Below are 20,409 nucleotides of genomic sequence, written 5' to 3' on the forward strand. Positions count from 1 at the left end.
CAACCGGGGCGGGCGCATCGACGAGGACCGGGCCGGGGCGGCGGCCCGGTCAGGCCAGCTCGAACAGGACGGTCCGGGTCGCCGGGTCGGCGGTGACCAGGCGGACCCGGACCCGTTCGCCGAGCGGCAGTTGGCCGTGGCAGCGGGCGCGTACCGGTGGGGCGTCCAGCGCGACCGTGCCACCGGGTGGTCGGGGCCGGGACTTGCCGTTGGGCGGGGCGTCGACGTCGAGGACGGCCGCGTCGAAGGTCTCGCCCACCCGGTGCTCCAACACCGCCGCCTCGGCCAACTCGACGGCGCCACGAGCGGCCGCCGAGGCGACCCGGTCGGTGCTCGCCATCACCTCGGGCAGCCGGGGCAGCGCGGCGCGGGCCCAGTCGGGCACCGGCTGGCCGGCGTGCAGGGCCAGGCAGACCTCGGTGGCGTACCGGTCGGCCAGCCGCCGCAACGGCGCCGTCACGTGCGCGTACGCGGCCGCCACGCCACCATGTTCCGGCTGCTCCGGCAGCTCCCCGTCGAAGGCGGTGTACGCGGCCCCGCGCATCAGCTCGGCCGCCTGGTCGATGAACGCGGCGGCGCGCGGCTGGGCGGCGTCCAGACCGGCGATGACCTGACCCGGGCCCACGCCCTCCCGCCAGTGCACGCCCAACGGCGCGGCGGCGGCCCGCAGCCGCTGCACCGCCTCCGGCTTGGGCGCCGGCATCGTCCGCAGCAGGCCGACCCGGCCGGCCAGCATGATGTCGGCGGCGGCCATCCCGGTCAGCAGGGAGATCTGCGCGTTGCGCTCCTCCATCGGTGCCGGCGCGCGCAGCACCAGCCGCCAGCCCTCACCGTCGGGTTCCAGATCCTGCTCGGGCAGCGGCAGGTTGATGGCCCCGCGCCGCAACCCCCGCGCGGTCAGTCGGTCGCCGATCTCCGGCAGCAGCGCGATCGGGTCGGGTAGCCGCCCGGCCTCGGCTGCCGCCTGCACCCCGGTGTAGTCGAGTTTGGCGCGACTGCGGACCAGGGCGCGTTCCAGCTCGACGGCCACGGTGCCGCCGTCGGCGTCCAGGTCGATGGTCCAGACCACCGCGGCCCGGTCGTCGTCGGGCAGCAGGCTCGCGGCGCCCTCGCTGAGGGTGCGCGGGTGCAGCGGCACGTTCCCGTCGGGCAGGTAGATGGTCTGCCCCCGCCGCCAGGTCTCCGCCTCCAACGCCCCACCGGGGGTGACGTGCGCGGCGACGTCGGCGATCGCGTACCGCACCCGGTAGCCCCCACCCGGGCGGCGGGAGAGGTGCATCGCCTGGTCCAGGTCCCGCGAGGTGGCGGGGTCGACCGTGACGAACGGTATGTCGGTGCGGTCGACGGACGGCCGCGGCGGTGCCGCAGCCGCCTCGTCGGCCTCACGCTGGGCGTCGGCCGGGAACTCCTCGGACAGGCCGAGTTCCCGGCGCAACGCGCCGAAGTCGATGCGGGGCGCGAGTACGCGTCGGATGACCACGGGTCAATCCTGACAGCGCCACGGGTGATCCGCTTCCGGTGACCGGCCGAGAAATCCGCCCGGCGAGGGGTGGCCCGCGCTCAGCCGGTCGCCTTCCGAGCGGCGCTGCGCGTACCCCTCGGGGCGGTGGCTCGGGCGGCGACCGGGCGGGCCGGCGACTTGCGGGCGGTCACCTTGCGGGCCGGTGCCTTGGCCGCGACGGTCTTCTTCGCCGGGGCCTTCTTCGCGGCCGCCTTGCGGGCGGTGGTCGACGAGGTGCCCGTCACCTTCGCGGCCGGGGCCTTCTTGGCCGGAGCCTTACGCGCGCCGCCGCTGGGGCGGGTGGACGCGGTCTTCTTGGCCGGGGCCTTCTTGGCGGCGGCCTTCTTCGTCGCTGTCTTCTTGACGGCGGACGCCTTGGTCGCGGTCTTGCGCGCCGGTGCCGTGGTCGCGGCCTTCCGCGCCGGGGCCTTCGCGGCAGCGGTGGTCTTCTTCGCCGCCGAGGTGGTGGTCTTCTTCGCCGCGCTCACCGTCTTCTTCGCCGTACCGGTGGTCTTCTTCGCGGCGGCGGTGGTCTTGCGCGCCGTGGACGCCGGGGCCCGCTTGGCGGTGGCGGTCGTCTTGCGGGTGGCGGCCGAGGTCTTCGCGGGGGCCTTCTTGGCCGCGGCGGTGGTCGTGGTCGTGGCCTTCTTCGCGGGGGCCTTCTTCGCCGCCGTGGTGGTCTTCTTGGCCGGAGCGCGTCCCGCGCCGCCGGCGGCCTTGCGGGCCGGTGCCTTCGCGGCACCCGTGGTGGACTTGCGGACGGGGGTGGTCCGGCTCGCCGCCGTGTTGCGCTCCGCCGCGGCGGTCTTCTTCGCGGTGGTGCGTCGGGCGGCCGGGCGGGTGGTGGCCTGCTGTGCTTCGGCCATCGTGGTTCCCTCCTTGGGGACGTGCTCTCGCGTGCGTCCTCGCGGAGCACGAAATACCTCGGCGCGGGCCGTCCCGCGCCGCCTACTTGTCCTCCCCGGCCCAACGAGCGTCCTCGGCATCCCACGCCTCGTTCCGCTCCTGCACCCGTTGCAGGGCGTTCTCCGCGTCGGCCGCCGAGTCGTACGGGCCGAGAACGTGCTTCGCCGGACACACGTTGGCGTCCGTCTCGACCCGGTGATGCCGGGTGCACCAGTAGAACTGCCCACCACGTCCGCTGTCGCTCATGGGAATCACTGTGCACCGCGAACCGGCCGGCCGCCACCGGATCGCACAAGTCGCCGACGATCTCCACAGTAGATATGCATGGCGTTCGTCGGGCCGAAATGGCGAAACGCGTGGGACTGGAACACCAGAAGATGCGCAGGTGAGCCTCGCTGTGGGGTCGCATCTATGATCGCCGGATGGCGATTCCGGACTACATCGTGGGCATGCGCAAGCACGTCGGCCACGACCTGCTCTGGCTGCCGAGCGTCAGCGCGGTGGTCCGCAACGACGCCGGTGACCTGTTGCTCGGCCAGCGCGCCGACGACGGGCGCTGGTCGGTGATCAGCGGTTTCGTCGAGCCGGGCGAGCAGCCGGCCACCGCGCTGGTCCGCGAGGTGCGCGAGGAGACGGGCCTGGAGGTGGCGCCGGTGCGGATGTCCAGCGCCGTGTCGCACCCGCACACGTACCCGAACGGGGACCGCTGCGAATACCTGAACCTGGGGTTCCTGTGCCGGCTGGTGGCCGGCACCGCCCGGGTCAACGACGACGAGTCGCTGGCCGTGCGGTGGTTCCCGTTGGACCGGCTGCCTGAGCTGGACAAGCACGCCCTGCTGGTCATCGCGTACGCGCTGCGCGAGAACCAGGTGGCCGGTTACCTGGAGCCGGGTACGACGTGGGACGACGTACCCGACTGAGGTTCACACCGGGGTCGGCGTGAGGGCGACCGGCGCGGCGGGGGCCGACCGGGCCGCCCGGATGGTGTACGCGAGCGCGTACGGCATGCAGGCCAGGTAGAACATCGGCTCCAGCAACAACTGGTCGGTGATCAGGAAGATCTCCCACGACGTGGGGCGGGGCAGGCCGAAGTTCCAGTCGGTCCAGCAGATTAGGAGCCACAACGGCGCGGAGATCCGGTCGACGCTGTCCGGCGTCATCGCGTCGGCCGGAACGCTGCCGGGCCCCGGAATGGTCTGGAGCACGAAGAGAATCACGGCCAGGTCGGCCGCGACGAGCGCGCCGACGAGGCCAACCAACCAGGCGACGCCGACCCGACCCCGGGCGGCGAGGCTCGCCGCAGCCCAGAGGGCCAACGTCAGGCCAGCCAACCAGAGCAGCAGACCGGGTACGAAGCTGCCGAAGACACTGCCGTTGACGACGGACATGAGCCCGAGTGCGGCCACACCGACGGGGAGCACCACGCCGAGCGCGATGCGCAGCGGGCCCCGCAGTGCGGTATGCCGGGCCGAGCGTGATGTGTACTTCGCCAACAGCACCGCGAAGCCGACGGTCAGCGTCGACCAGAGCGGCAACTGCCCCGCTGTCGACCAGCTCACCCGCATCGACAGCAAGTTGTAGACCTGACTCATGGCCAGCGCGCTGACGACCACTATCCCGGCGCAGGCGAGCGGGGCCAGTAGCAGGGCGGCGGCGGTACGGCGAGCCCGCCGATGCAGCAGACTGCGGTCGACGAGCGGGGCGCCGGCCCGGCTGACTGCCAGGCTCACCGCGAAGCCGACCATCGCCGTCCGGCGACCGCTCTCGGCGAGCACGTGCAGTTCGGCGGCCCACTCACGGCGCAGGTCGTCGCGGACGTCGGTTGGCCAACGGCGCGCGGCCAGCCCCAACAGCAGCTCGGCGGCCCGGCGGGTCACCACGCCGGTGGGCGGCCCGGTCTTCCGCATCAGGTCCAGCCCGTGGCGCTGCGCGTCTGCACCAGGGCGACCGGCGCGGCGGGGGCGGACCGGGCCGCCCGGATGGCGTACGCGAGCGCGTACGGCGTGCAGGCCAGGTAGAGCATCGGTTCCACCAGCAGCCGATCGCTGATCGTGATGATCTCCCAGTGGGCCGGCCGGGGAAGGCCGAAGTTCCACTCAGTCCAGGAGACGAAGAGCCACAGCGGCGCGGAGATCCCGTCGACGGTGTCCGGTGACAGCGGGGGACCGCTGTAGCCGCCGGGCACCGTGACGACGACGGCGAGGATCACCGCGAGGTCGGCCGCGACAAGGGCGCCGACGACGCCCACCCACCAGGCCGCGCGGAGTCGACCCCGGGCGGCGAGGCTCGCCGCGGCCCACAGCGCCAGCGTCAGGCCCAGCAGCCACAGCAGGAGACCGGGTACGGCAGCCGCCGGCCGGTCCGGATAGATGACGTAGACGAACGGAACCGCCGCCACCGCGACGGGAAGCGCCACGCCCAGCGCGATGCGCAGCGGGCCATCGAGTGCGGTGTGTCGGGCCCAATGCGCCGCGAACATCGCCAGCAGCAGCGCCATCCCGAGGGTGAGCGCCGTCCAGAGAGGCTTCTGCGTGCGGTCGGCCCAGGTCTGGGACATCAACCAACGCTGAATCGGGTACAGGGTGTACGCGCTCACGAGCACGATCCCGACGCAGGCGATCGGGGACAGCAGCAACGCCGCCGCGGTCCGGCCGGCCCGACCACGCATCAGGGTGCGGTCGACGAGCGGGGCGCCGGCGCGGCTGACGGCCAGGCTCACCGCGAAGCCCACCATCGTCGTCCGGCGGCCGCTCTCGGCCAGGACGTGCAGCTCGGCGGCCCACTCACGGCGCAGGTCGTCGCGGACGTCGACCGGCCAGCGGCGCGCGGCCAACTCCAATAGCAGCTCGGCGACCCGGCGGGTCACCACGCCGGCGCTCCGGTGGGCTCGGTGCCGCCCCACGGGCGGCGACCGTCGGGGATCGCGGCCCGCAGGTCGGCGAGCGCCTGACGGGCCTGCGCCACCCCTTCGGCGGTGAGTCGGTAGTAGCGGCGGGCGGGCCGGCCGGCCGCGACCGGGTCGATCGCCTCCCAGTCGGCGGCCAGCCAGCCGGCCCCCTGCAGCCGGTGCAGCACCGGGTAGAGGGTGCCGCTGGGCAGGCCGGTCAATCGCATCAGGTCGAGCCCGTAGCGCTGCTCGTCGGGCTCGGCGAGCAGCGCCGCGAGCACCTTCGCGACCGGAATCGTCATCCGCATCCCACCACTGTATCGGAACTCTACATAGGGGTGGGGCACGTCAGGATTCCACCGTGGCCGGCGCGGGTATCCACCGAGGGCATGACGACGGACGACGAGCCCGCCGCGCTGCGGGTGCTGACCCTCAACCTGCTCGCCCCCGAATTCGCCGACTGGGAACGCCGCCGGGCCGTCCTCAAGCCGGGTCTGGCCCGCCTGCGACCGGACGTGGTCGCCCTTCAGGAGACCGTCTGGGGCAACGGCTACGACCAGGCCGCGGACCTGCTCGGCCCGGACCACCACGTGGTACGCCACGGCGGGCGCTCCGCCGACGGGGTCGGCGCCGCGCTGGTCAGCCGCTGGCCGATCGGGACCGTCCGCGAACTCGACCTACAGGTCACCGAACGGGTCGACATCCCCTGGTCGGCGGTGGTCGTGGCGGAGGTCGAGGTGCCACCGCTCATCGGCACCGTGCTGGTCGCCCACCACAAACCCACGTACCAGTTCGGGTACGCCCACGAGCGGGAGTTGCAGGCCGTCCGGTCCGCGACCTTCATCGAGACACTGCTGGCCGGACGGGACCTGCCCGTCGTCCTCGTCGGCGACTTCGACGACGACGCCGACTCCGCCAGCGTGCGCTTCTGGCGCGGGAGCCAGTCACTGCACGGGTGCAGCGTCGCCTACCAGGACGCCTGGTCGGCGGTGCACCCGGACGATCCCGGGCACACCTTCACCCCGCGCAATCCGCTGGTACGAGCGGGCACGATGCCGCTGGAGACAGGACGTCGGATCGACTACGTCATGGTTCGCTGCGGCCCCCACGGGCCGAAGCTGGGGGTGGCGGACTGCCAGCGGGCCTTCGACGAGCCGGTCGACGGAGTCTGGGCCAGCGACCATTTCGGCGTACTCGCGGATCTGCGGCTGCCCGACCACCCACCGGGCCGGTGGCGGTGAACGACGGACCCCGCCGGCGCCGGGCCGACGGTGCCCACGTCGACCCGGCGCCGCAGCTCAGGACGCGACCCGCTCCACCGGGATCCACAGCTCGGCGTCCGCCTGGGTGCCGTCCGCGGACACCCGGACCCGGGAGATCTCCGGTCCGGGTCGGCTGCGGTACGGGTTGGACGGAAACCACTGGGTGAACACGTCACGCCAGAGGTGCTGCACCGCCTGCGGAAACGCACCGGACGTGGTGAACACCGCCCACGACCCGGCCTGCACCGGCAGCGCGTCCAGCTCCTCCGGCGGCGCAGCGCTGGTCACCACGCCGTGCCAGTAGTCCAGCTCGGTGCCCTCCTGCCGGCTGTCGGCGAGGTTGTCGCTGACGTTGACGATCCCCTTCGGCTCCTGATCGGAGAGCGCCTCGATCCGCCCGGTCGTCTCCTTGTCGATGCTCCGGATGAACGCGACGATTGCCGGGTTCATCCCCTCGTGCACCAGCGGGACCCGGGCCTTTCGCCCCACCAGCGCGAACGCGTCCTTGTCGACGATTCGGTACTCCATGCTGCCGCTCCCTTCGACGGTGAGTCGGAAGGACATCCGGGGCTGGGCCCGCAACGCTGCCCCCGTACGCCGAGCTTCTCCGGGCCCCACGCCGTGTACGGCGTGGAACGCCCGGGCGAACGCCTCCGTGGAGCCGTAGCCGTAGCGCACCGCGACGTCGAGCAACGTCCGCTCCCCCGCCAGTACGTCCGCACCGGCCACGGTGAGCCGACGCCGACGGATGTACTCCGACAGCGGCATGCCGGCCAGGGCGGAGAACAGCCGCCGGAAGTGGTACTCCGACGTCAGCGCGATCCGCGCCAGCTCGGCCACCTCGATCTTCTGGTCGAGGTGCCGCTCGATGTACGCCAGGGCTTCGTTCAGCCGATCCAACACCCGGGCCTCCTTCCCTTTCGAGCACCGACGCTAGGCGGCGGGAGTGGTGGCCCACCCGACATCCGATGCCCGCATCGGTCGGGTGGGCCGCACCGGTCGTCGTGTCGTAGCCTGGCGGACTTTGCTTCCCGAGGAGGTTGACGTGGCCGAGTTTCCGCAGGACGTCGTGCAGCGCTTCCATGGCACCCCCGAACAGGTCGACGCCGGCCTGGTGGGCGAGCCGCCACGGACGTGGGAGTCCATCGTCATCGAGGAGTACGACCCGGCCTGGGCGCAGCGGTTCCTCGCCGTCCGGTCGTCGCTCACCGAGGCACTGGGTGGTCTGATCATCAGCGTGGAACACGTCGGGTCGACGGCGGTGTCGGGGCTCGCGGCCAAGCCCGTCATCGATGTCGACCTCGTCATCGGGGACACCGCCGAGGAGGCCGCCTATCTCCCCGCCCTGGAACGGCTCGGGTACCGGCTCGTCCTGCGGGAGCCCTGGTGGCACGGGCACCGGATGCTCCTCAGCCCCGCCGAGGACGTCAACCTGCACGTCTGGCCGCAGGGTGCGCCGGAACCCGTCCGGCACCGACTCTTCCGCGACTGGCTCCGCTCACACCCGGACGACCGGGAACGGTACGCCGCGACCAAGCGGCGCCTGGCGCGGGACACTGCGGACCGCCCACGCGACTACAGCCTGGCGAAGAACGACGTCATCGACGAGATCTACGCGCGCATCTTCGCCGCTCGACCTCAGGTCGCCGACGGTCACGCGTAGACCTTGGACAGTTTCCGTCAGCAGCTGACGGAAACTGTCCACGATTCGGCCGTAGGCCTGGGACGTGAGCCTGCTAGTGACCAGCCGGATCCGTCAGGAACAGTCGAAGCGATAGTCGAACGGCCTGGTGGGGCAGGTCGTACAGACGAACAGGTAGATGCCGCCGACGTCGCCCAGCATGAGCCCGCTGGGGTTCTGGATCGTCCGCCACGGGTGTTCGTCGGTGGTGGCCGTCTCCCACCCGACCATCGCCGGGCGGTCCTCTACGGGAATCCACCTCTTCTCGTCGCCGCGGCTGAACTCCCAGCTGGCGATCGTCAGCAGATGGTCCATGGACGAGCCGCACTCGCAGACCGGCCAGTCCGGCGACTGCGTCCAGCCGGGGTAACCGCCGACCTTGATCCCCGAGGCGACCGCCAGATCGCTCTCGTACTCCCAACCGGTCTCCTGCGCCACCCGCGTCATCGTGTCTTCGATCTGAGGCCAGACGGCACGCGGGAGGTCCCAGGATGGGTACTCGGTGACCCGCTCCGGGTCGAGCACACAGCGGCGGGGGACGTGCGATGGATCTGACTCCACATCCGACGCGGGCATTTCCTGAAGTCTGGCGCCGATGGCCGCGCGGCGACGCCACCGCAGTTCGGGGCGAGGTGACGTCCACGGCTCATGCTCGAACGGGCACCACAACACCTGCAAGACGTCCGCGCCGGCCGGAAACGGCACCTCGGGCACATCCTCCGCCAGCAACTGCACCACCGGCACCAGCGGTGCCGCCGGTTCACCCGGAGAGTCGAGGTAGTGGTCGCCGGGCTCCGGTCCGTCGCACATCGGCCAGGCTTCGTCGGCCGGCCACAGCAAAGGGCCGCCCACCGAGCTCTGCTCCGCTGTCGGCGAACCCGGGCGGGGATGCAACCGGACCGTCGTCCGCGCGAACGGGGCGACCGGCGGAAAGACCTGCGGCACGTCGATGGGAGCGAAGGGGGTGGTGTGCACGCCGTCGATCGTAGGAGGCGCGCAATCAGCGCGTTCAGCGCGGCGGCTGCTGCATGATCCAGGTGGGTACGGGCTCCGCCAGGGAGCCCACAACCTCCCAGCCGGCCCGTCGGTACAGCTCCACGTTGGCCGGGTTGCTGGTCTCCAGGATCGCCGGCAGGCCGTCGGCGGCGGCGCGGGCCAGCCCGGCCCGCATGACGGCACGGCCCCAACCGCGTCCGGCGCTGTCCGGGTGGGTGCCCAGGACACCGAGGTACCAGAACGGGTACGTCGGCAGGGCGTCGTGCACGGCCTGGTCGTAGCCCCGCACCCGGGCCAGCACGTCGCCGGGGTATCGCGCCTCCTCCGGCGACCCGTGCCCGGCCGCCGGCGAATCGGTCGGCGGCCCGGCCGGTTGCTCAACCGATGGCGCGGCTGGGGGCGCGGCCGGCGGCTCCCAGATGGCGACGGACGCGCCGCCACCGATCGTCCAGATCGACGACCGGTGCACCCGCTTGTCGAAGAGGTGCCCGAAGAAGGCGGCGGCGTACCCCGGATAGGTTTCCTCGTCCGGGAACAGGTGCCGCAGCACGGGGTCCTTGACGAACGCGGCGACCAGCGAACCGACCACCGCAGAGCGGTCCGCTGGGGTGGCGATTGTGATCTCGGGCGTTGTCACAGCAGCCGACACTAGCCGGGGCCGAGCGCCGGGGTGGGCGTGCGTCAGCCGAAGGTGAAGGCGTATGCCTCGGCGCCGGGCTCGCCGAACGTGATCTCCAGGGTTCGCTCACGGACCGCGCCGTCCTGGCGGACGAGTTGGTAGAGGCGGCCGTCCTGGAGTACGCCGTTGCCGGCTTCGTCGACGTCGACGCCGTGTGACGGGCCGGGCGCCGCGCCGTCGAGCAGCACCCGGAACGGGATCGACCGGCCGGCCCTGGGGGCCAGCACGAGATGCGCGTCGCGGGCGTGGAACCGGAAGGCGATGCGGCCGCCGGCCTCGTCGAGCACGACGTTCTCCGACCCGATCGTCCACTCCCCCGCCAGGGCCCACTGGTTGAGGTCGAGGCTCGCCGGCACCTGGTAGGCGCGGCGCTCGTCGAGCGCCGGGCCGTTCGGCGAGGCGAAGTGTTCGCCGCGACTGAAACCGAGGTACGTCTCGGGCGTGCGCAGGTTGGTCCAGTCGGCCTCCGCCTCCGGGCCGAGCCCCTTGACGGGTACGGGTGCGCGTTCGATGCCGAGCAGTTGCTGGAGCACCCGCTCGGACTGTTCGTAGCGTCCCTCGCCGAAGTGTTCGTCGCGGATGACGCCGCCGGTGTCGACGAAGTAGAGCGCCGGCCAGTAGTGGTTGTCGAACGCACTCCAGATCGCGTAGTCGTTGTCGACCGCCACCGGGTAGTCGATCGATCGGGCCGCGACCGCCCGCCGCACCCAGTCGACGTCGTGCTCGAATCCGAACTCCGGGGTGTGCACGCCGAGGACGACCAGCCCGTCATCGCGGTAGGCCTGCGACCAGGAACGCACGTACGGCTCCTGACGCAGCCAGTTGATGCAGGTCAGCGTCCAGAAGTTGACCAGGACGACGCGCCCACCCAGGTCGGCGGGGCCGAGTGGCTCGGAGTTGAGCCACTCGGCCGCCCCGCTGAGCGGGGGCAGGTGCACGGCCATCTAGCGAAGCGACCGGAAGGCGGTGCGAAGCTCCTCGGAGAAGATCTTCGGCTGTTCCCAGGCCGCGAAGTGCCCGCCCACGTCGAGCTTGTTGTAGTAGATGAGGTTGGAGTACGCCTGCTCGGCCCAGCTCTGCGGCGCCTCGTACAACTCGTCGGGGAAGACGCTCACGGCGACCGGGATTTTCACGCCCTTGGCGGCGAAGAACGACAGCTTGTTCTCCGCGTACAGACGGGACGCCGAGATCGCGGTGTTCGTCAACCAGTAGAGCGAGATGTTGTCCAGGATGTCGTCGCGGGTGAGGCCCGCTTTGGCGCCCTCGAAGACCTGCGCGATCAGGGCCAGACTCTTCGCGTCGTGGTCGAGCAGGAAGGACGCCAGGCCGACCGGAGAATCCGCCAACCCGGTCAGGGTCTGCGGACGTGTCGCCATCATGAGGGCGTAGGCGACGTGCTTCCAGACGTAGTTGGCTTCCTCGGCGGCACGCATTTCGTCGTCGGAGAGGCCGGACGGCAGCGAGCCCATGGCGTTGTTCGCGCCGGTGGTGTCGCCCTGGAACAACAGGTCGATCTCGGGTGGGATCGCGCCGGGCATGTTGGTGTGGATGCCGAGCAGCTCTGGGGGCGCCTGGATGCCCATCTGGTCCACGATGACCGCGCCCCAGTCGCCGCCCTGCGCGACGAACCGGTTGTAGCCGAGCCGCTTCATCAGCTCGGTCCAGGCGGTTGCGATCTTCTGCGGGTTCCACCCCAGCTCGGTCGGCTTGCCGGAGAAACCGTGGCCGGGCAGCGACGGGATCACCAGGTGGAAGGCGTCCGACGCGCTCGCGCCGTGCGCCGTGGGATCGGTGAGCGGCTCGATGATCTTCATCTGCTCGATCACCGACCCGGGCCACCCGTGGGTGACGATGAGCGGCAGCGCGTCCTCGTGCTTCGAGCGCACGTGGATGAAGTGGATGTCCACCCCGTCGATGGTGGTCATGAACTGCGGTACGGCGTTCAGCCGCGCCTCGATCTTGCGCCAGTCGTACTCATTTTCCCAATAGCGGGCGACGGCCTGAATCGTCGCAAGTGGCACGCCCTGCGACTGGTCGTTCACCGTTTCCTTGTCCGGCCAGCGCGTGGCCTTGATGCGCCTCTTCAGGTCATCGAGGTCGGCCTGGGGAATGTCGACCGAGAACGGCCGAATCTCCGTGGTGCCCGGACGAGTCTTGGTTTTGACAGCCATGCGTGTTTCCTCTCCGTCTAGGTTTGCGCCTCGCGAGGAGAAATCATGGGGTGAAGGCACTGCCCGGACTTATGTGCCAACGAGATGGGCACGCCGCCGCCATACCTCGGAGCCTAGAACGCCGCACCGGTTGCCCGTGGCGATACGAGCAGGCCTCTCATTCCGGTCCGGGGGCCGCGACGGCGTGCTCGGCGGCGCGGCTGACCTGCTCCCAGCCCGCCCAGGTGTCCATCCGCCGCCGGGCGATGTCGAACGCCAGGTCGTACACCATGCTCCCGAGCAGGAGCCGCAGCGGCGGGTCGTCGCTGTCGACCAGGTGCAGCAGCGCCTCGGCAGCCAGCCGGGGTTCGCTGTCGATCGAGCCTTCCGCCCACTGCCGTTCCAGTTCGGCGCGCAGCGGCGCGTAGGCGTCCATCGGGGTGGTGGCGCGCAGGCTGGTGTAGAGGTCGGTCCAGTATCCGCCCGGCTGCACGATGCTGACCTTGATGTCGAAGGCCGCCGCCTCCATCGCCAGAGCCTCACTCATGCCCTCCAGGGCGAACTTGCTCGCGCTGTACAGGCCGGTGCTCGGAAAGCCGCCGAGCGCGGCGATGCTGGAGACCTGCACGATGTGGCCGAACCGTTGGGCGCGTAGGTGCGGCAGCACGGCCTGACTGACCCAGAGCGCGCCGAAGAGGTTGACCTCGAACTGGGCGCGCGCCTCGGCCTCGGTGAACTCTTCGATCATGCCCATGGACAGGGTGCCGGCGTTGTTGACGACGATGTCGAGCCGCCCGAAGTGCTCGACGGCGGTGTTCACGGCGGCGATGACCGCCGCCCGGTCGGTCACGTCGAGGGTCAGGGTCAGCAGCCGGTCGGCGTACCTCTCGTCGAAGTCGGCCTGGGCGATGGTCCGGGCGGCGGCGACCACCCGGTCGCCGCGGTCGAGCGCGGCGTCGGCGAAGGCGCGGCCCAGGCCGCGACTGGCACCGGTGATGAACCAGGTACGCATGTGCTCTCCAGGGGTTTCAAGACGAGACGGTCCGTCTCGTGATGGGCCGAGACTAGGCCCGCCAACCATCATCGTCAAGACGAGACGGTTCGTCTCGTACGCTGGTATCGTTTCACCCATGACGCCGAACACGGCCCGCCGGAGAGAGACCTCCCGACGCGCCATCCTCACCGCGGCCTTCGACCTGCTTCAGGAAATGGGGTACGCGAAGCTCAGCATCGAGGGCATCGCCGCGCGGGCCGGCGTCGGCAAACAGACCATCTACCGCTGGTGGCCGTCGAAGGGCGCGGTCATCTTCGACGCCTTCCTCATGCTCAGCGAGGCCACCGAGGGCGGGCCGCCGACGCTGCCGGACACCGGCGACCTGGCGGCGGACCTGACCCTGGTGCTGCGCGCGACGGTCGAGGAGATGAACGATCCCCGGTACGAGCAACCGATGCGCGCGCTGGCCACCGAGATCGCGCTCGACCCTGAGCTGGCGGCGGCGTACGCCGAGCGGTTGGAGGGGCCGTTGAAGGAGGCCAAGCGGCAACGCCTGCGCAGCGCCCAGAAGGCGGGTCAGATCGCCGATGACGTCGACCTCGGTGTGGCGGTGGACATGATCTGGGGGCCGGTGCTCAACCGCTGGCTGCAACGCAGCGGGCCGCTCACCGCCGAGTACGTCGACCTCGTCGTCGCCACCGCCCTCAACGGATTGCGTCCCCGCCGATCCGGCGAGTAACGATCGGTGGGACGGCTTTGCGCTGCCACAGCACCGTGCGGCAACATCAGGCGCCGTGACGGCACCAGGCACGGCCCCCAATGACGACACCCCGGCCAGCAACAACGGCACACCTCGGTCGAGTCGGCGGGTCAGACACTGGTTGGCCGGCGCCGGGGTCACCGCCCTGGCCGCCGTTCTCGGCATCACCCTCGCCGTCCGCGGCGGCGCCACCCCGGCCTGCGCCGCGCCGCCGACGGGCAACGCCGTCCACAATGGAAAGGCCAGTTTCTACGACGCTGGCCGCTCGGGCGGCAACTGCTCCTTCCCGGGCCCGCCGGCGGACCGGCTCTACGTGGCCCTCGGCGCATCCCAGTACGCCGGCTCGGCGGCCTGCGGCAGCTACCTGGAGGTGAGCGGCCCGAAGGGCAGGGTCCGGGTCATGGTGATGGACCAGTGCAGCGGCTGTGGACCCACCAAGATCGACCTCTCCACCGAGGCGTTCACCAAGATCGCCGACCGGTCGCAGGGCATCGCCTCAGTGACGTACCGGGCGGTGGTGAACCCGCCGCTCGACGGAGGCCTCACCTTCCGGATGAAGGGCGGCGCCTCGAAATACTGGTTCGCGGTGCAGGTCGGCAACCACGGCAACCCACTCCGCTCGGTCGAGGCGAAGGGCCCGGGTGGCGGCTTCCGCAAGGCCGCCCGGCAGAGCGACAACCACTGGACCATCGAGGGCGGGATCGGCCCCGGGCCCTACAGCATCAGGGTCACTGACGTGTACGGACGCCAGGCGACCGCCACCGGCATTCGCCTGGTCACCAAGCAGGTGCAACGCAGCACGGCCACCCTCGTCAGCGCCTCCCCCACGCCCAGCAGCTCACCCGCGGCCCCGCCGAGCCCCACCACCGCGCCCACACCGACGCCGACGGAGTCGGCCGCACCGACGACGACAGTCGAAGCGCTGGCGGGTGCCGCCGCGCCACTCGACCGCCCCCGCTGCTGACCGAGCCGCAGGTGGCCAGCCGCCGGCGTCTTCCTCGCCACGCTGCTTCGCCAGGGCAAGGGTCAACGTCGCGTCCACGACGGTGAGCGACGCCATGGCAGTCGCTCCCGTTCGGGTCCGCTGATCAGGCGCTTCGGTGACAGTGGGTTTCGAGCAACGCCCGCAGCGGCGCGGGATCGCCCGTGACCAACCCGCGCTTGGGGAGCACGAGTACCGCCGCGCCCAGCCGCTCGGACGCGCGCAGGACGAACGACCGGTCCGTCTCGACGTACCGCAGGTATTGCGACCAGGCGGCCGTTTCACTCCGGCTTGCGCTGGTGAGACGTAGCCCGGTGTCATCGACGATGGCCCGGATCGGCTCGGCCAGCCAGGGGTTTCCGCGCATGATCAGGCGTACCTGCCAGCGATACATCCAGCGGGCGGCGATGAGGAACCGGAACAGCAGCAGGCCGAACCCGACGGCGGTGAGCGCCGTCGTGCCGAGGATTGCGACGTCAACCGCGGACATGGCCCGGAAGCCGTTCGAGATGACGAGCCCGACGAGCGCGGCGACGATCAGTATCGGGACCAGCCAGGGACGCCGGAGGCGGCGCCGGTGGGCGACGAAGCCGTCGAGCCAGTCCTCCTCGGTAAGGGTGTAGTTGAGTTCGACCGGGCTCACGGTGACCTGCTCTGCTGACACAAACGGGAAGCCTATTCCCAGCGTGAAGTGCTTCTTCAGTCTGACTCTGGATTATTCGACCGTTGCCGGACCCGTCCTGCAAGGACGCTGTCCTGGTAGGCGACAAGACGAGTCGACCGTGTGAATCTGAGTTGCGTCAGAGCAGGTAGCGGCCGAGTATCGCCGGGTGGATGCTGTGGTGCAGTGGGTTCGCACGTCGTGGACCAAGCGTTCGCACGGCGGAGCCGAGGCGACCCGGCGTAACGCCGTACCGGTGTCGTTCGCACTTCCGGCACGGACGGCGCCGCTCGCCCACGAGGTGGACATGGCGGAGGCCGACGGGTTCGAGCCTCACGAGGGCCTGCGGCGCGTGTCGTACCGGAGCGAGGTGCGTCTCCGGCTGGAAGACGGTCAACTCCGGGTTGAACTGCTCGCGTCGGCCTGGGGTAGGCCGCGCCGTCACCGCCGGCCGCCCGCGGTGCGACTCGCGCACGGCGAATGGCTGCGCTGGCAGATCAACTACCGCTTCACCGGGATGAATGGCGCCTGGCTGTACCGCTTGGACACGCTCAACCTGGCGCACGGGGCAGTTCCGGCCGCCGCCTTCCTCGGCGAGCCGCCGCGATTCATCGACGAGCGCGCGCACATCTGGTAGCAACCACCGCCGCGCCTCGGCCCTCCGTACCCGCCGTACCTTCCGACGGTGATCCCGGGAACCTTCAAGGCGCGTCTCGCCACCCGACGTGTCGGCTGACCCAAGGTCAACATCCACGGATGGAGTACTAGGCTCGGCGGGTGTCCGAGCACCGCAGCCTCCCGCTGTGGGCGGGACGCACTGCCGCGCTCCTGGGCATCGTGCTCATCGCATTCACCCTGCGCCAGGCGGTTGCGACGATATCGCCGATCCTCGGCGACATCCGGGTGGACATCCCGATATCGAACATCGGCCTCGGGCTGCTCGGCACGTTGCCACCGATCCTGCTGGCGGCATCCGGGTTCATCGCGCCGCGCGTCGCCCGTGGCTTCGGCCTCGACGGCGGCATCGTGCTCGCGCTGCTGCTCATGACCCTCGGCCATCTCGTGCGCGCGTTTGCCCCGGGCTTCGCGGTGCTGCTCGTCGGCAGTGTCGTCGCGCTCGCCGGTACGGGCATCGGCAATGTGCTGCTGCCGCCGATCGTGCGGCGCTACTTCCCCGACCGGGTAGCGCTGCTGACCGCCGTCTACGTCTGCGTCGTGGGCCTGGGCACGGCCGTGCCCGCCGCGGTCGCCGCTCCGGTCACCGAGCAGGTCGGCTGGCGGTTCTTGCTCGGCGTCTGGTCGGTGAACTCGGTAGTCGCGCTCGTTCCGTGGCTCGTCATCATCGCGCGGGAGCGCCGCCAGCGACGCTCGGATGCCGTCGCCGTGGAGTCCCCGCCTTCCGCCCTCGTCACGCGACTGTGGGGGTCACGCGTGGCCCTGTCGATCACCGTCGTGTTCTCGACCAGCACGATCTGCACCTACGCTGCTTTCGCCTGGCTGCCCGAGATCCTCGGCGACATCTCTGGCTCGACGCCGACCGAGGCCGGTGTGCTGCTCGCCGTCACCGGCATCATCAGCGTGCCCGGCGCATTCATCGCGCCCTTACTCGTCGCGCGGCTGCGCAATGTCGGTTGGCTGATCGCCGCCGGTGTCGCGAGCTTCGTGTTCGGCTACCTCGGCCTGCTGCTCGCGCCCGCCACACTCACACTGCTCTGGGTGCTGCTCATCGGCTCGGGGTCGATCCTGTTCCCGGTCTGCCTCGTGCTCATCAACGTTCGCACCCGAACCCACGGCGGCACCGTCGCGCTGAGCGGCTTCGCCCAGGGGGTCGCGTACGCGCTCGGCGCGCTCGGTCCGCTGCTCGTCGGGCTGCTGCACGACGTGAGCGGCGGGTGGGCCCTGCCGCTGCTGTTCCTGCTCGCTGTCGCCCTCGTGGCGACCATCCCGGCGATCACGCTCGCAAGGCCCGCGTTCGTCGAGGACGAACTCACCCGCTGACGCACCGCTGGATCACCCTGCGATCCGCGCCCACGCCCTCCTCGCCGCTGACGAAAGAGAGAAGGGACACCCTTCAAGATCCGTTGACAGGCGTTTCGGTCGAGTGACAGCGTTGTCATCGACTCATTTCCTCCATATGAGACGAGGAGCGCATCTTGCTCTATCGGAACTCACCCCGCCGCAGCGCGACAGCAGCCGCCGCCGTCGGCATCCTCATCACGGGGCTGGCGCTCGCGCCGTCCGCGCCAGCACAGGCCGACCACCACCGGGCGCAGGACGAAGCCGTACGGTCGGGCAACGCACGTTTCGAGGTGCTGTCCCCGACCCTGATCCGCACCGAGTACCAGAAGAACGGCCGGTTCACCGACGCCGCCACGTTCAACGCCATCGGGCGTGACGACTTCCCCCGTACCCGTTTCACGAAGCGCGTCGACCACGGCTGGCTCACCATCGACACCGGTGCGATGACGTTGCGTTACCAGGTCGGCTCGGGCGCGTTCACCGCCGACAACCTCACTGTGCGGCTCAAGACCGGCAAGCAGGTCGTGCAGGGCCAACCCTGGGCCGGCCACACCGCCCCGGCCTGCACGTTCGGCGCGCTCTGCGAGGCCGAGTCGCTGCAGTTGAACGGCCCCGGCGTGGCCACCGACCACCAGGGGTTCACCGGGCGCGGCTTCGCGGCCGGCTTCGCCTCGTCCGGCGACTCGGTCACGTTCGCGCTCGACGCTCCGGAAGGCGGCGCGAAGCAGCTCAGCGTCCGCTACGCCAACAGCACCGGCGGCGACGGCCAGAACGTGGCCCGAACCCTGACCGTGCAGGTCGACGGCGACGCCGGCCACACGCTGACGCTGCCGCCCACCGCGAACTGGGACACCTGGGGCCTGGCCAACGTGCCGGTCGACCTCAGCGCGGGTCGACACGAGATCAGCGTCGTGCGGGGTCCCAACGACTCCGGCAACGTGAACGTCGACAGCCTCGCGGTGGTCAACCCGGGTGACTCGTTCCCGGCGCCGACCCCGCCCCAGCCGCAGCCCCTGCGGTTCGGCACGCTGGGCGAGGCCGAGACCGGCGCGCTGACCGGCGGCGCGAGGCCCGCGAACGACCACAACGGCGCTTCCGGTACGGGATTCCTCGCCGGCCTGGAGAGCACCACGTCCGCCGACGCGCTCACCGTGACGGATGTTCCGTCGACGGGTGACTACCAACTGCAGATCCGGTACGCCAACGGCCAGGCCGGCGCCCAGCCGAGCCAGGCGCGCACCATGTCGGTCACGGCGGGAACGGCGGCGCCGGTCACGGCGACCCTTCCGCCGACCAGCGGGTGGGACTACTGGAACACCGTTTCCGTCCCGGTCCACCTCGACGGCGGCACCAACACCGTGACGCTTGGCTGCCCCACGGACGCCAGTTGCAACGTCAACGTGGACACGGTCGCCGTCACCAGCAAGGATTTCCCGCTGCTCGCCCCGCACGCGCCGCTCGGCGGCTACCGCCGGGGCCTGGACGGCGTGACCGGTTCCGCACTCACCGCCCCGGGCCTGCTCTACCAGGACGGCTGGTACCTGCTCGACGACTCGGCCTCGGCCCTGAGCGACACCAAGCCCCGGCCCGCCGCCGAGCAGGACGGCTACGTCTTCGCCTACGGGCAGGACTTCACCCGTGGTCTGTTGGACCTGTCGACCCTGACCGGGCCCACGAAGCTGCTGCCGAAGTGGGCGTACGGGGTGTGGTACTCCGAGTACTACGACCGCACCGCCACCGAGTTCCAGGACCTGGTGACCCGGGCCAAGGCCGAGGGTGTGCCGATGGACGTGCTCGTCCTCGACACCGACGTCAAGGCGCCGGACAAGTGGAACGGCTGGAGCATCGACCCCACCCGCATCCCCGACCCGAAGGCGTTCTTCGAGTGGGCCAAGGAGCAGGGCCTGCACACCGGCATCAACATCCACCCGAGCATCCTCGGCTCGGACCCGAAGTTCGCGCAGGCGCAGGCCACCGCGAAGGGCAAGCTCCAGCGCGTCGGCTGCAACGGCGGTCCCGACTGCTACGTGTTCGACTTCGGCGACCCGGACCAGCTCAAGGCGTACATGCAGCTCCACGACGGGATGCTGCCGGAGGGCACCAAGGGCCCGGACCTCTGGTGGCTGGACTGGTGCTGCGACAACACGAAGTCCTCGCTCGCCGGGGTGACCGCGGACGCGTGGATCAACAAGCAGTACGCCGACAAGACCGGCTTCGCCTTCTCCCGGGCGTACGGCTCGTTGCAGGCCGGCGGCTACAGCAGCCCAACCCCGGTGTCGACCGGACCGTGGGCCGACAAGCGCACCACGCTGCACTTCACCGGCGACACCACCTCCGACTGGTCAACGTTGCAGATGGAGGTCGGCTACACGCCGGGCGAGTCGGCCGCGACCGGGCTGGCCGCGGTCAGCCACGACATCGGCGGGCACACCGGCGGCCTCCAGGAGCCGGGCAGCGAACCGGGCAGCACCAAGCTGCCCGACGACCTCTACGCCCGGTGGGTGCAGTTCGGCACGTTCCAGCCCATCGACCGGCTGCACTCCAACCACAGCGACCGGCTGCCCTGGCAGTACGGCCCGGAGGCGAACGCGTCGGCCAAGAAGTTCCTGAACCTGCGGGAAAAGCTGCTGCCGTACACCTACGCCGCCGCCAAGGAGGCCACCCGCACGGGTACGCCCATCGTCCGCTCGATGTACCTGGCGTACCCGAATGAGCATGCCGCGTACGCCACCGCCGGTTCCCAGTACCTCTACGGCCCGGACTACCTGGTGGCACCCGTGACGACGCCCGGCACCACCGCCACCACGTCGGTGTGGTTCCCGCCGGGCAACAGCTGGACCGACATCTTCACCGGGAAGACGTACCGGGGCGGCACCACGCAGAACATCACCACCACGCTGGACACCATGCCGGTGTTCAAGAAGCACTAGA

At 70.8% G+C, this 20,409-nt stretch carries 21 protein-coding genes; 8 read left to right on the top strand and 13 right to left on the bottom strand.

Features of this window, described 5'->3' with window-relative positions; translation table 11 throughout:
- Positions 1-49: 49 nt before the first annotated feature.
- The 3 genes from PSH25_RS23930 to PSH25_RS23940 all read right to left on the bottom strand — a co-directional run bounded on the left by PSH25_RS23930 (position 50) and on the right by PSH25_RS23940 (position 2,653).
- Positions 50-1,480 carry an RNB domain-containing ribonuclease gene (locus tag PSH25_RS23930; protein WP_238661206.1) on the bottom strand — a complete coding sequence of 477 codons (1,431 nt, stop codon included), beginning with the start codon at positions 1,478-1,480 and terminating at the stop codon, positions 50-52.
- 80 nt (positions 1,481-1,560) lie between these two features.
- The gene (locus tag PSH25_RS23935) at positions 1,561-2,367 is read right to left on the bottom strand and encodes a histone (protein ID WP_238661207.1); all 807 of its coding nucleotides are present in this window, start codon (positions 2,365-2,367) and stop codon (positions 1,561-1,563) included.
- An 82-nt stretch (positions 2,368-2,449) separates the two neighbouring features.
- Positions 2,450-2,653: a hypothetical protein gene (locus PSH25_RS23940; RefSeq protein ID WP_238661208.1), complete on the bottom strand. Its 204-nt coding sequence runs from the start codon at positions 2,651-2,653 to the stop codon at positions 2,450-2,452.
- A gap of 176 nt (positions 2,654-2,829) precedes the next feature.
- Here PSH25_RS23940 and PSH25_RS23945 point away from each other — a divergent pair, with 176 nt between their 5' ends.
- The gene (locus tag PSH25_RS23945) at positions 2,830-3,327 is read left to right on the top strand and encodes an NUDIX hydrolase (RefSeq protein ID WP_238661209.1); all 498 of its coding nucleotides are present in this window, start codon (positions 2,830-2,832) and stop codon (positions 3,325-3,327) included.
- Positions 3,328-3,330: 3 nt separating this feature from the next.
- Here the strand turns inward: PSH25_RS23945 and PSH25_RS23950 are convergent, their stop codons facing one another.
- Genes PSH25_RS23950 through PSH25_RS23960 form a run of 3 tightly spaced genes read right to left on the bottom strand, consistent with a single transcriptional unit; the run spans position 3,331 to position 5,602 of the window.
- A complete protein-coding gene (locus PSH25_RS23950; protein WP_238661210.1) occupies positions 3,331-4,314 on the bottom strand; it encodes a hypothetical protein in 984 nt (327 codons plus the stop codon).
- Positions 4,314-5,276 (bottom strand): hypothetical protein, encoded by a 963-nt coding sequence (locus PSH25_RS23955; protein WP_238661211.1) that lies wholly within the window; start codon positions 5,274-5,276, stop codon positions 4,314-4,316. Before PSH25_RS23955 ends, PSH25_RS23950 begins: the two co-directional genes overlap by 1 nt.
- Positions 5,270-5,602: a PadR family transcriptional regulator gene (locus PSH25_RS23960; protein ID WP_238661212.1), complete on the bottom strand. Its 333-nt coding sequence runs from the start codon at positions 5,600-5,602 to the stop codon at positions 5,270-5,272. Before PSH25_RS23960 ends, PSH25_RS23955 begins: the two co-directional genes overlap by 7 nt.
- A gap of 81 nt (positions 5,603-5,683) precedes the next feature.
- On the opposite strand from PSH25_RS23960, the gene PSH25_RS23965 reads away from it, so the two are divergent.
- Positions 5,684-6,535 (top strand): endonuclease/exonuclease/phosphatase family protein, encoded by an 852-nt coding sequence (locus PSH25_RS23965; RefSeq protein WP_238661213.1) that lies wholly within the window; start codon positions 5,684-5,686, stop codon positions 6,533-6,535.
- A gap of 57 nt (positions 6,536-6,592) precedes the next feature.
- Here the strand turns inward: PSH25_RS23965 and PSH25_RS23970 are convergent, their stop codons facing one another.
- A complete protein-coding gene (locus PSH25_RS23970; protein ID WP_238661214.1) occupies positions 6,593-7,459 on the bottom strand; it encodes an AraC family transcriptional regulator in 867 nt (288 codons plus the stop codon).
- Between the two features lie 142 nt (positions 7,460-7,601).
- On the opposite strand from PSH25_RS23970, the gene PSH25_RS23975 reads away from it, so the two are divergent.
- Positions 7,602-8,219, top strand: coding sequence for a GrpB family protein (locus tag PSH25_RS23975; RefSeq protein WP_238661215.1), 618 nt, complete (start codon positions 7,602-7,604; stop codon positions 8,217-8,219).
- A 93-nt stretch (positions 8,220-8,312) separates the two neighbouring features.
- Here PSH25_RS23975 and PSH25_RS23980 read toward each other — a convergent pair whose 3' ends face one another.
- From PSH25_RS23980 to PSH25_RS24000, 5 genes are all read right to left on the bottom strand, one after another.
- Positions 8,313-9,212, bottom strand: a complete 900-nt coding sequence (locus tag PSH25_RS23980; RefSeq protein ID WP_238661216.1) for a hypothetical protein — start codon at positions 9,210-9,212, stop codon at positions 8,313-8,315.
- Positions 9,213-9,246: 34 nt separating this feature from the next.
- Positions 9,247-9,870 (bottom strand): GNAT family N-acetyltransferase, encoded by a 624-nt coding sequence (locus PSH25_RS23985; protein WP_238661217.1) that lies wholly within the window; start codon positions 9,868-9,870, stop codon positions 9,247-9,249.
- Positions 9,871-9,914: 44 nt separating this feature from the next.
- Positions 9,915-10,856 (bottom strand): redoxin domain-containing protein, encoded by a 942-nt coding sequence (locus PSH25_RS23990; RefSeq protein ID WP_238661218.1) that lies wholly within the window; start codon positions 10,854-10,856, stop codon positions 9,915-9,917.
- Complete coding sequence (locus tag PSH25_RS23995; RefSeq protein ID WP_238661219.1) at positions 10,857-12,083, bottom strand: epoxide hydrolase family protein; 1,227 nt, start codon at positions 12,081-12,083, stop codon at positions 10,857-10,859.
- A gap of 157 nt (positions 12,084-12,240) precedes the next feature.
- A complete protein-coding gene (locus tag PSH25_RS24000; protein WP_238661220.1) occupies positions 12,241-13,074 on the bottom strand; it encodes an SDR family oxidoreductase in 834 nt (277 codons plus the stop codon).
- Between the two features lie 118 nt (positions 13,075-13,192).
- On the opposite strand from PSH25_RS24000, the gene PSH25_RS24005 reads away from it, so the two are divergent.
- Positions 13,193-13,795, top strand: a complete 603-nt coding sequence (locus tag PSH25_RS24005; RefSeq protein WP_238661221.1) for a TetR/AcrR family transcriptional regulator — start codon at positions 13,193-13,195, stop codon at positions 13,793-13,795.
- Between the two features lie 55 nt (positions 13,796-13,850).
- Complete coding sequence (locus PSH25_RS24010; protein WP_238661222.1) at positions 13,851-14,780, top strand: expansin EXLX1 family cellulose-binding protein; 930 nt, start codon at positions 13,851-13,853, stop codon at positions 14,778-14,780.
- Positions 14,781-14,904: 124 nt separating this feature from the next.
- Here the strand turns inward: PSH25_RS24010 and PSH25_RS34050 are convergent, their stop codons facing one another.
- On the bottom strand, positions 14,905-15,462 hold the full coding sequence (locus PSH25_RS34050; protein ID WP_238661223.1) for a YcxB family protein: 558 nt from the start codon (positions 15,460-15,462) through the stop codon (positions 14,905-14,907).
- A 253-nt stretch (positions 15,463-15,715) separates the two neighbouring features.
- Between PSH25_RS34050 and PSH25_RS24020 the strand changes: the two genes are divergently transcribed.
- The 3 genes from PSH25_RS24020 (at position 15,716) to PSH25_RS24030 (ending at position 20,408) form a co-directional block, all read left to right on the top strand.
- Positions 15,716-16,096 (top strand): hypothetical protein, encoded by a 381-nt coding sequence (locus PSH25_RS24020; protein ID WP_238661224.1) that lies wholly within the window; start codon positions 15,716-15,718, stop codon positions 16,094-16,096.
- A 140-nt stretch (positions 16,097-16,236) separates the two neighbouring features.
- Complete coding sequence (locus PSH25_RS24025; RefSeq protein WP_238661225.1) at positions 16,237-17,457, top strand: MFS transporter; 1,221 nt, start codon at positions 16,237-16,239, stop codon at positions 17,455-17,457.
- 155 nt (positions 17,458-17,612) lie between these two features.
- Entirely contained in the window at positions 17,613-20,408 is a 2,796-nt protein-coding gene (locus PSH25_RS24030) for a TIM-barrel domain-containing protein (RefSeq protein ID WP_238661226.1), read from the top strand.
- Position 20,409: the final 1 nt, after the last annotated feature.

Source organism: Micromonospora foliorum (assembly GCF_022229015.1).
GTDB classification, from domain to species: Bacteria; Actinomycetota; Actinomycetes; order Mycobacteriales; family Micromonosporaceae; genus Micromonospora; species Micromonospora foliorum.

Excerpts from the sequence above, each read along its gene's own strand:
- PSH25_RS23935 (WP_238661207.1), bottom strand. The coding sequence starts at position 2,367 with ATGGCCGAAGCACAGCAGGCCACCACCCGCCCGGCCGCCCGACGCACC.
- PSH25_RS23940 (WP_238661208.1), bottom strand. The coding sequence starts at position 2,653 with ATGAGCGACAGCGGACGTGGTGGGCAGTTCTACTGGTGCACCCGGCAT.
- PSH25_RS23945 (WP_238661209.1), top strand. The coding sequence starts at position 2,830 with ATGGCGATTCCGGACTACATCGTGGGCATGCGCAAGCACGTCGGCCAC.
- PSH25_RS23950 (WP_238661210.1), bottom strand. The coding sequence starts at position 4,314 with ATGCGGAAGACCGGGCCGCCCACCGGCGTGGTGACCCGCCGGGCCGCC.
- PSH25_RS23960 (WP_238661212.1), bottom strand. The coding sequence starts at position 5,602 with ATGCGGATGACGATTCCGGTCGCGAAGGTGCTCGCGGCGCTGCTCGCC.
- PSH25_RS23965 (WP_238661213.1), top strand. The coding sequence starts at position 5,684 with ATGACGACGGACGACGAGCCCGCCGCGCTGCGGGTGCTGACCCTCAAC.
- PSH25_RS23990 (WP_238661218.1), bottom strand. The coding sequence starts at position 10,856 with ATGGCCGTGCACCTGCCCCCGCTCAGCGGGGCGGCCGAGTGGCTCAAC.
- PSH25_RS23995 (WP_238661219.1), bottom strand. The coding sequence starts at position 12,083 with ATGGCTGTCAAAACCAAGACTCGTCCGGGCACCACGGAGATTCGGCCG.
- PSH25_RS24000 (WP_238661220.1), bottom strand. The coding sequence starts at position 13,074 with ATGCGTACCTGGTTCATCACCGGTGCCAGTCGCGGCCTGGGCCGCGCC.
- PSH25_RS24005 (WP_238661221.1), top strand. The coding sequence starts at position 13,193 with ATGACGCCGAACACGGCCCGCCGGAGAGAGACCTCCCGACGCGCCATC.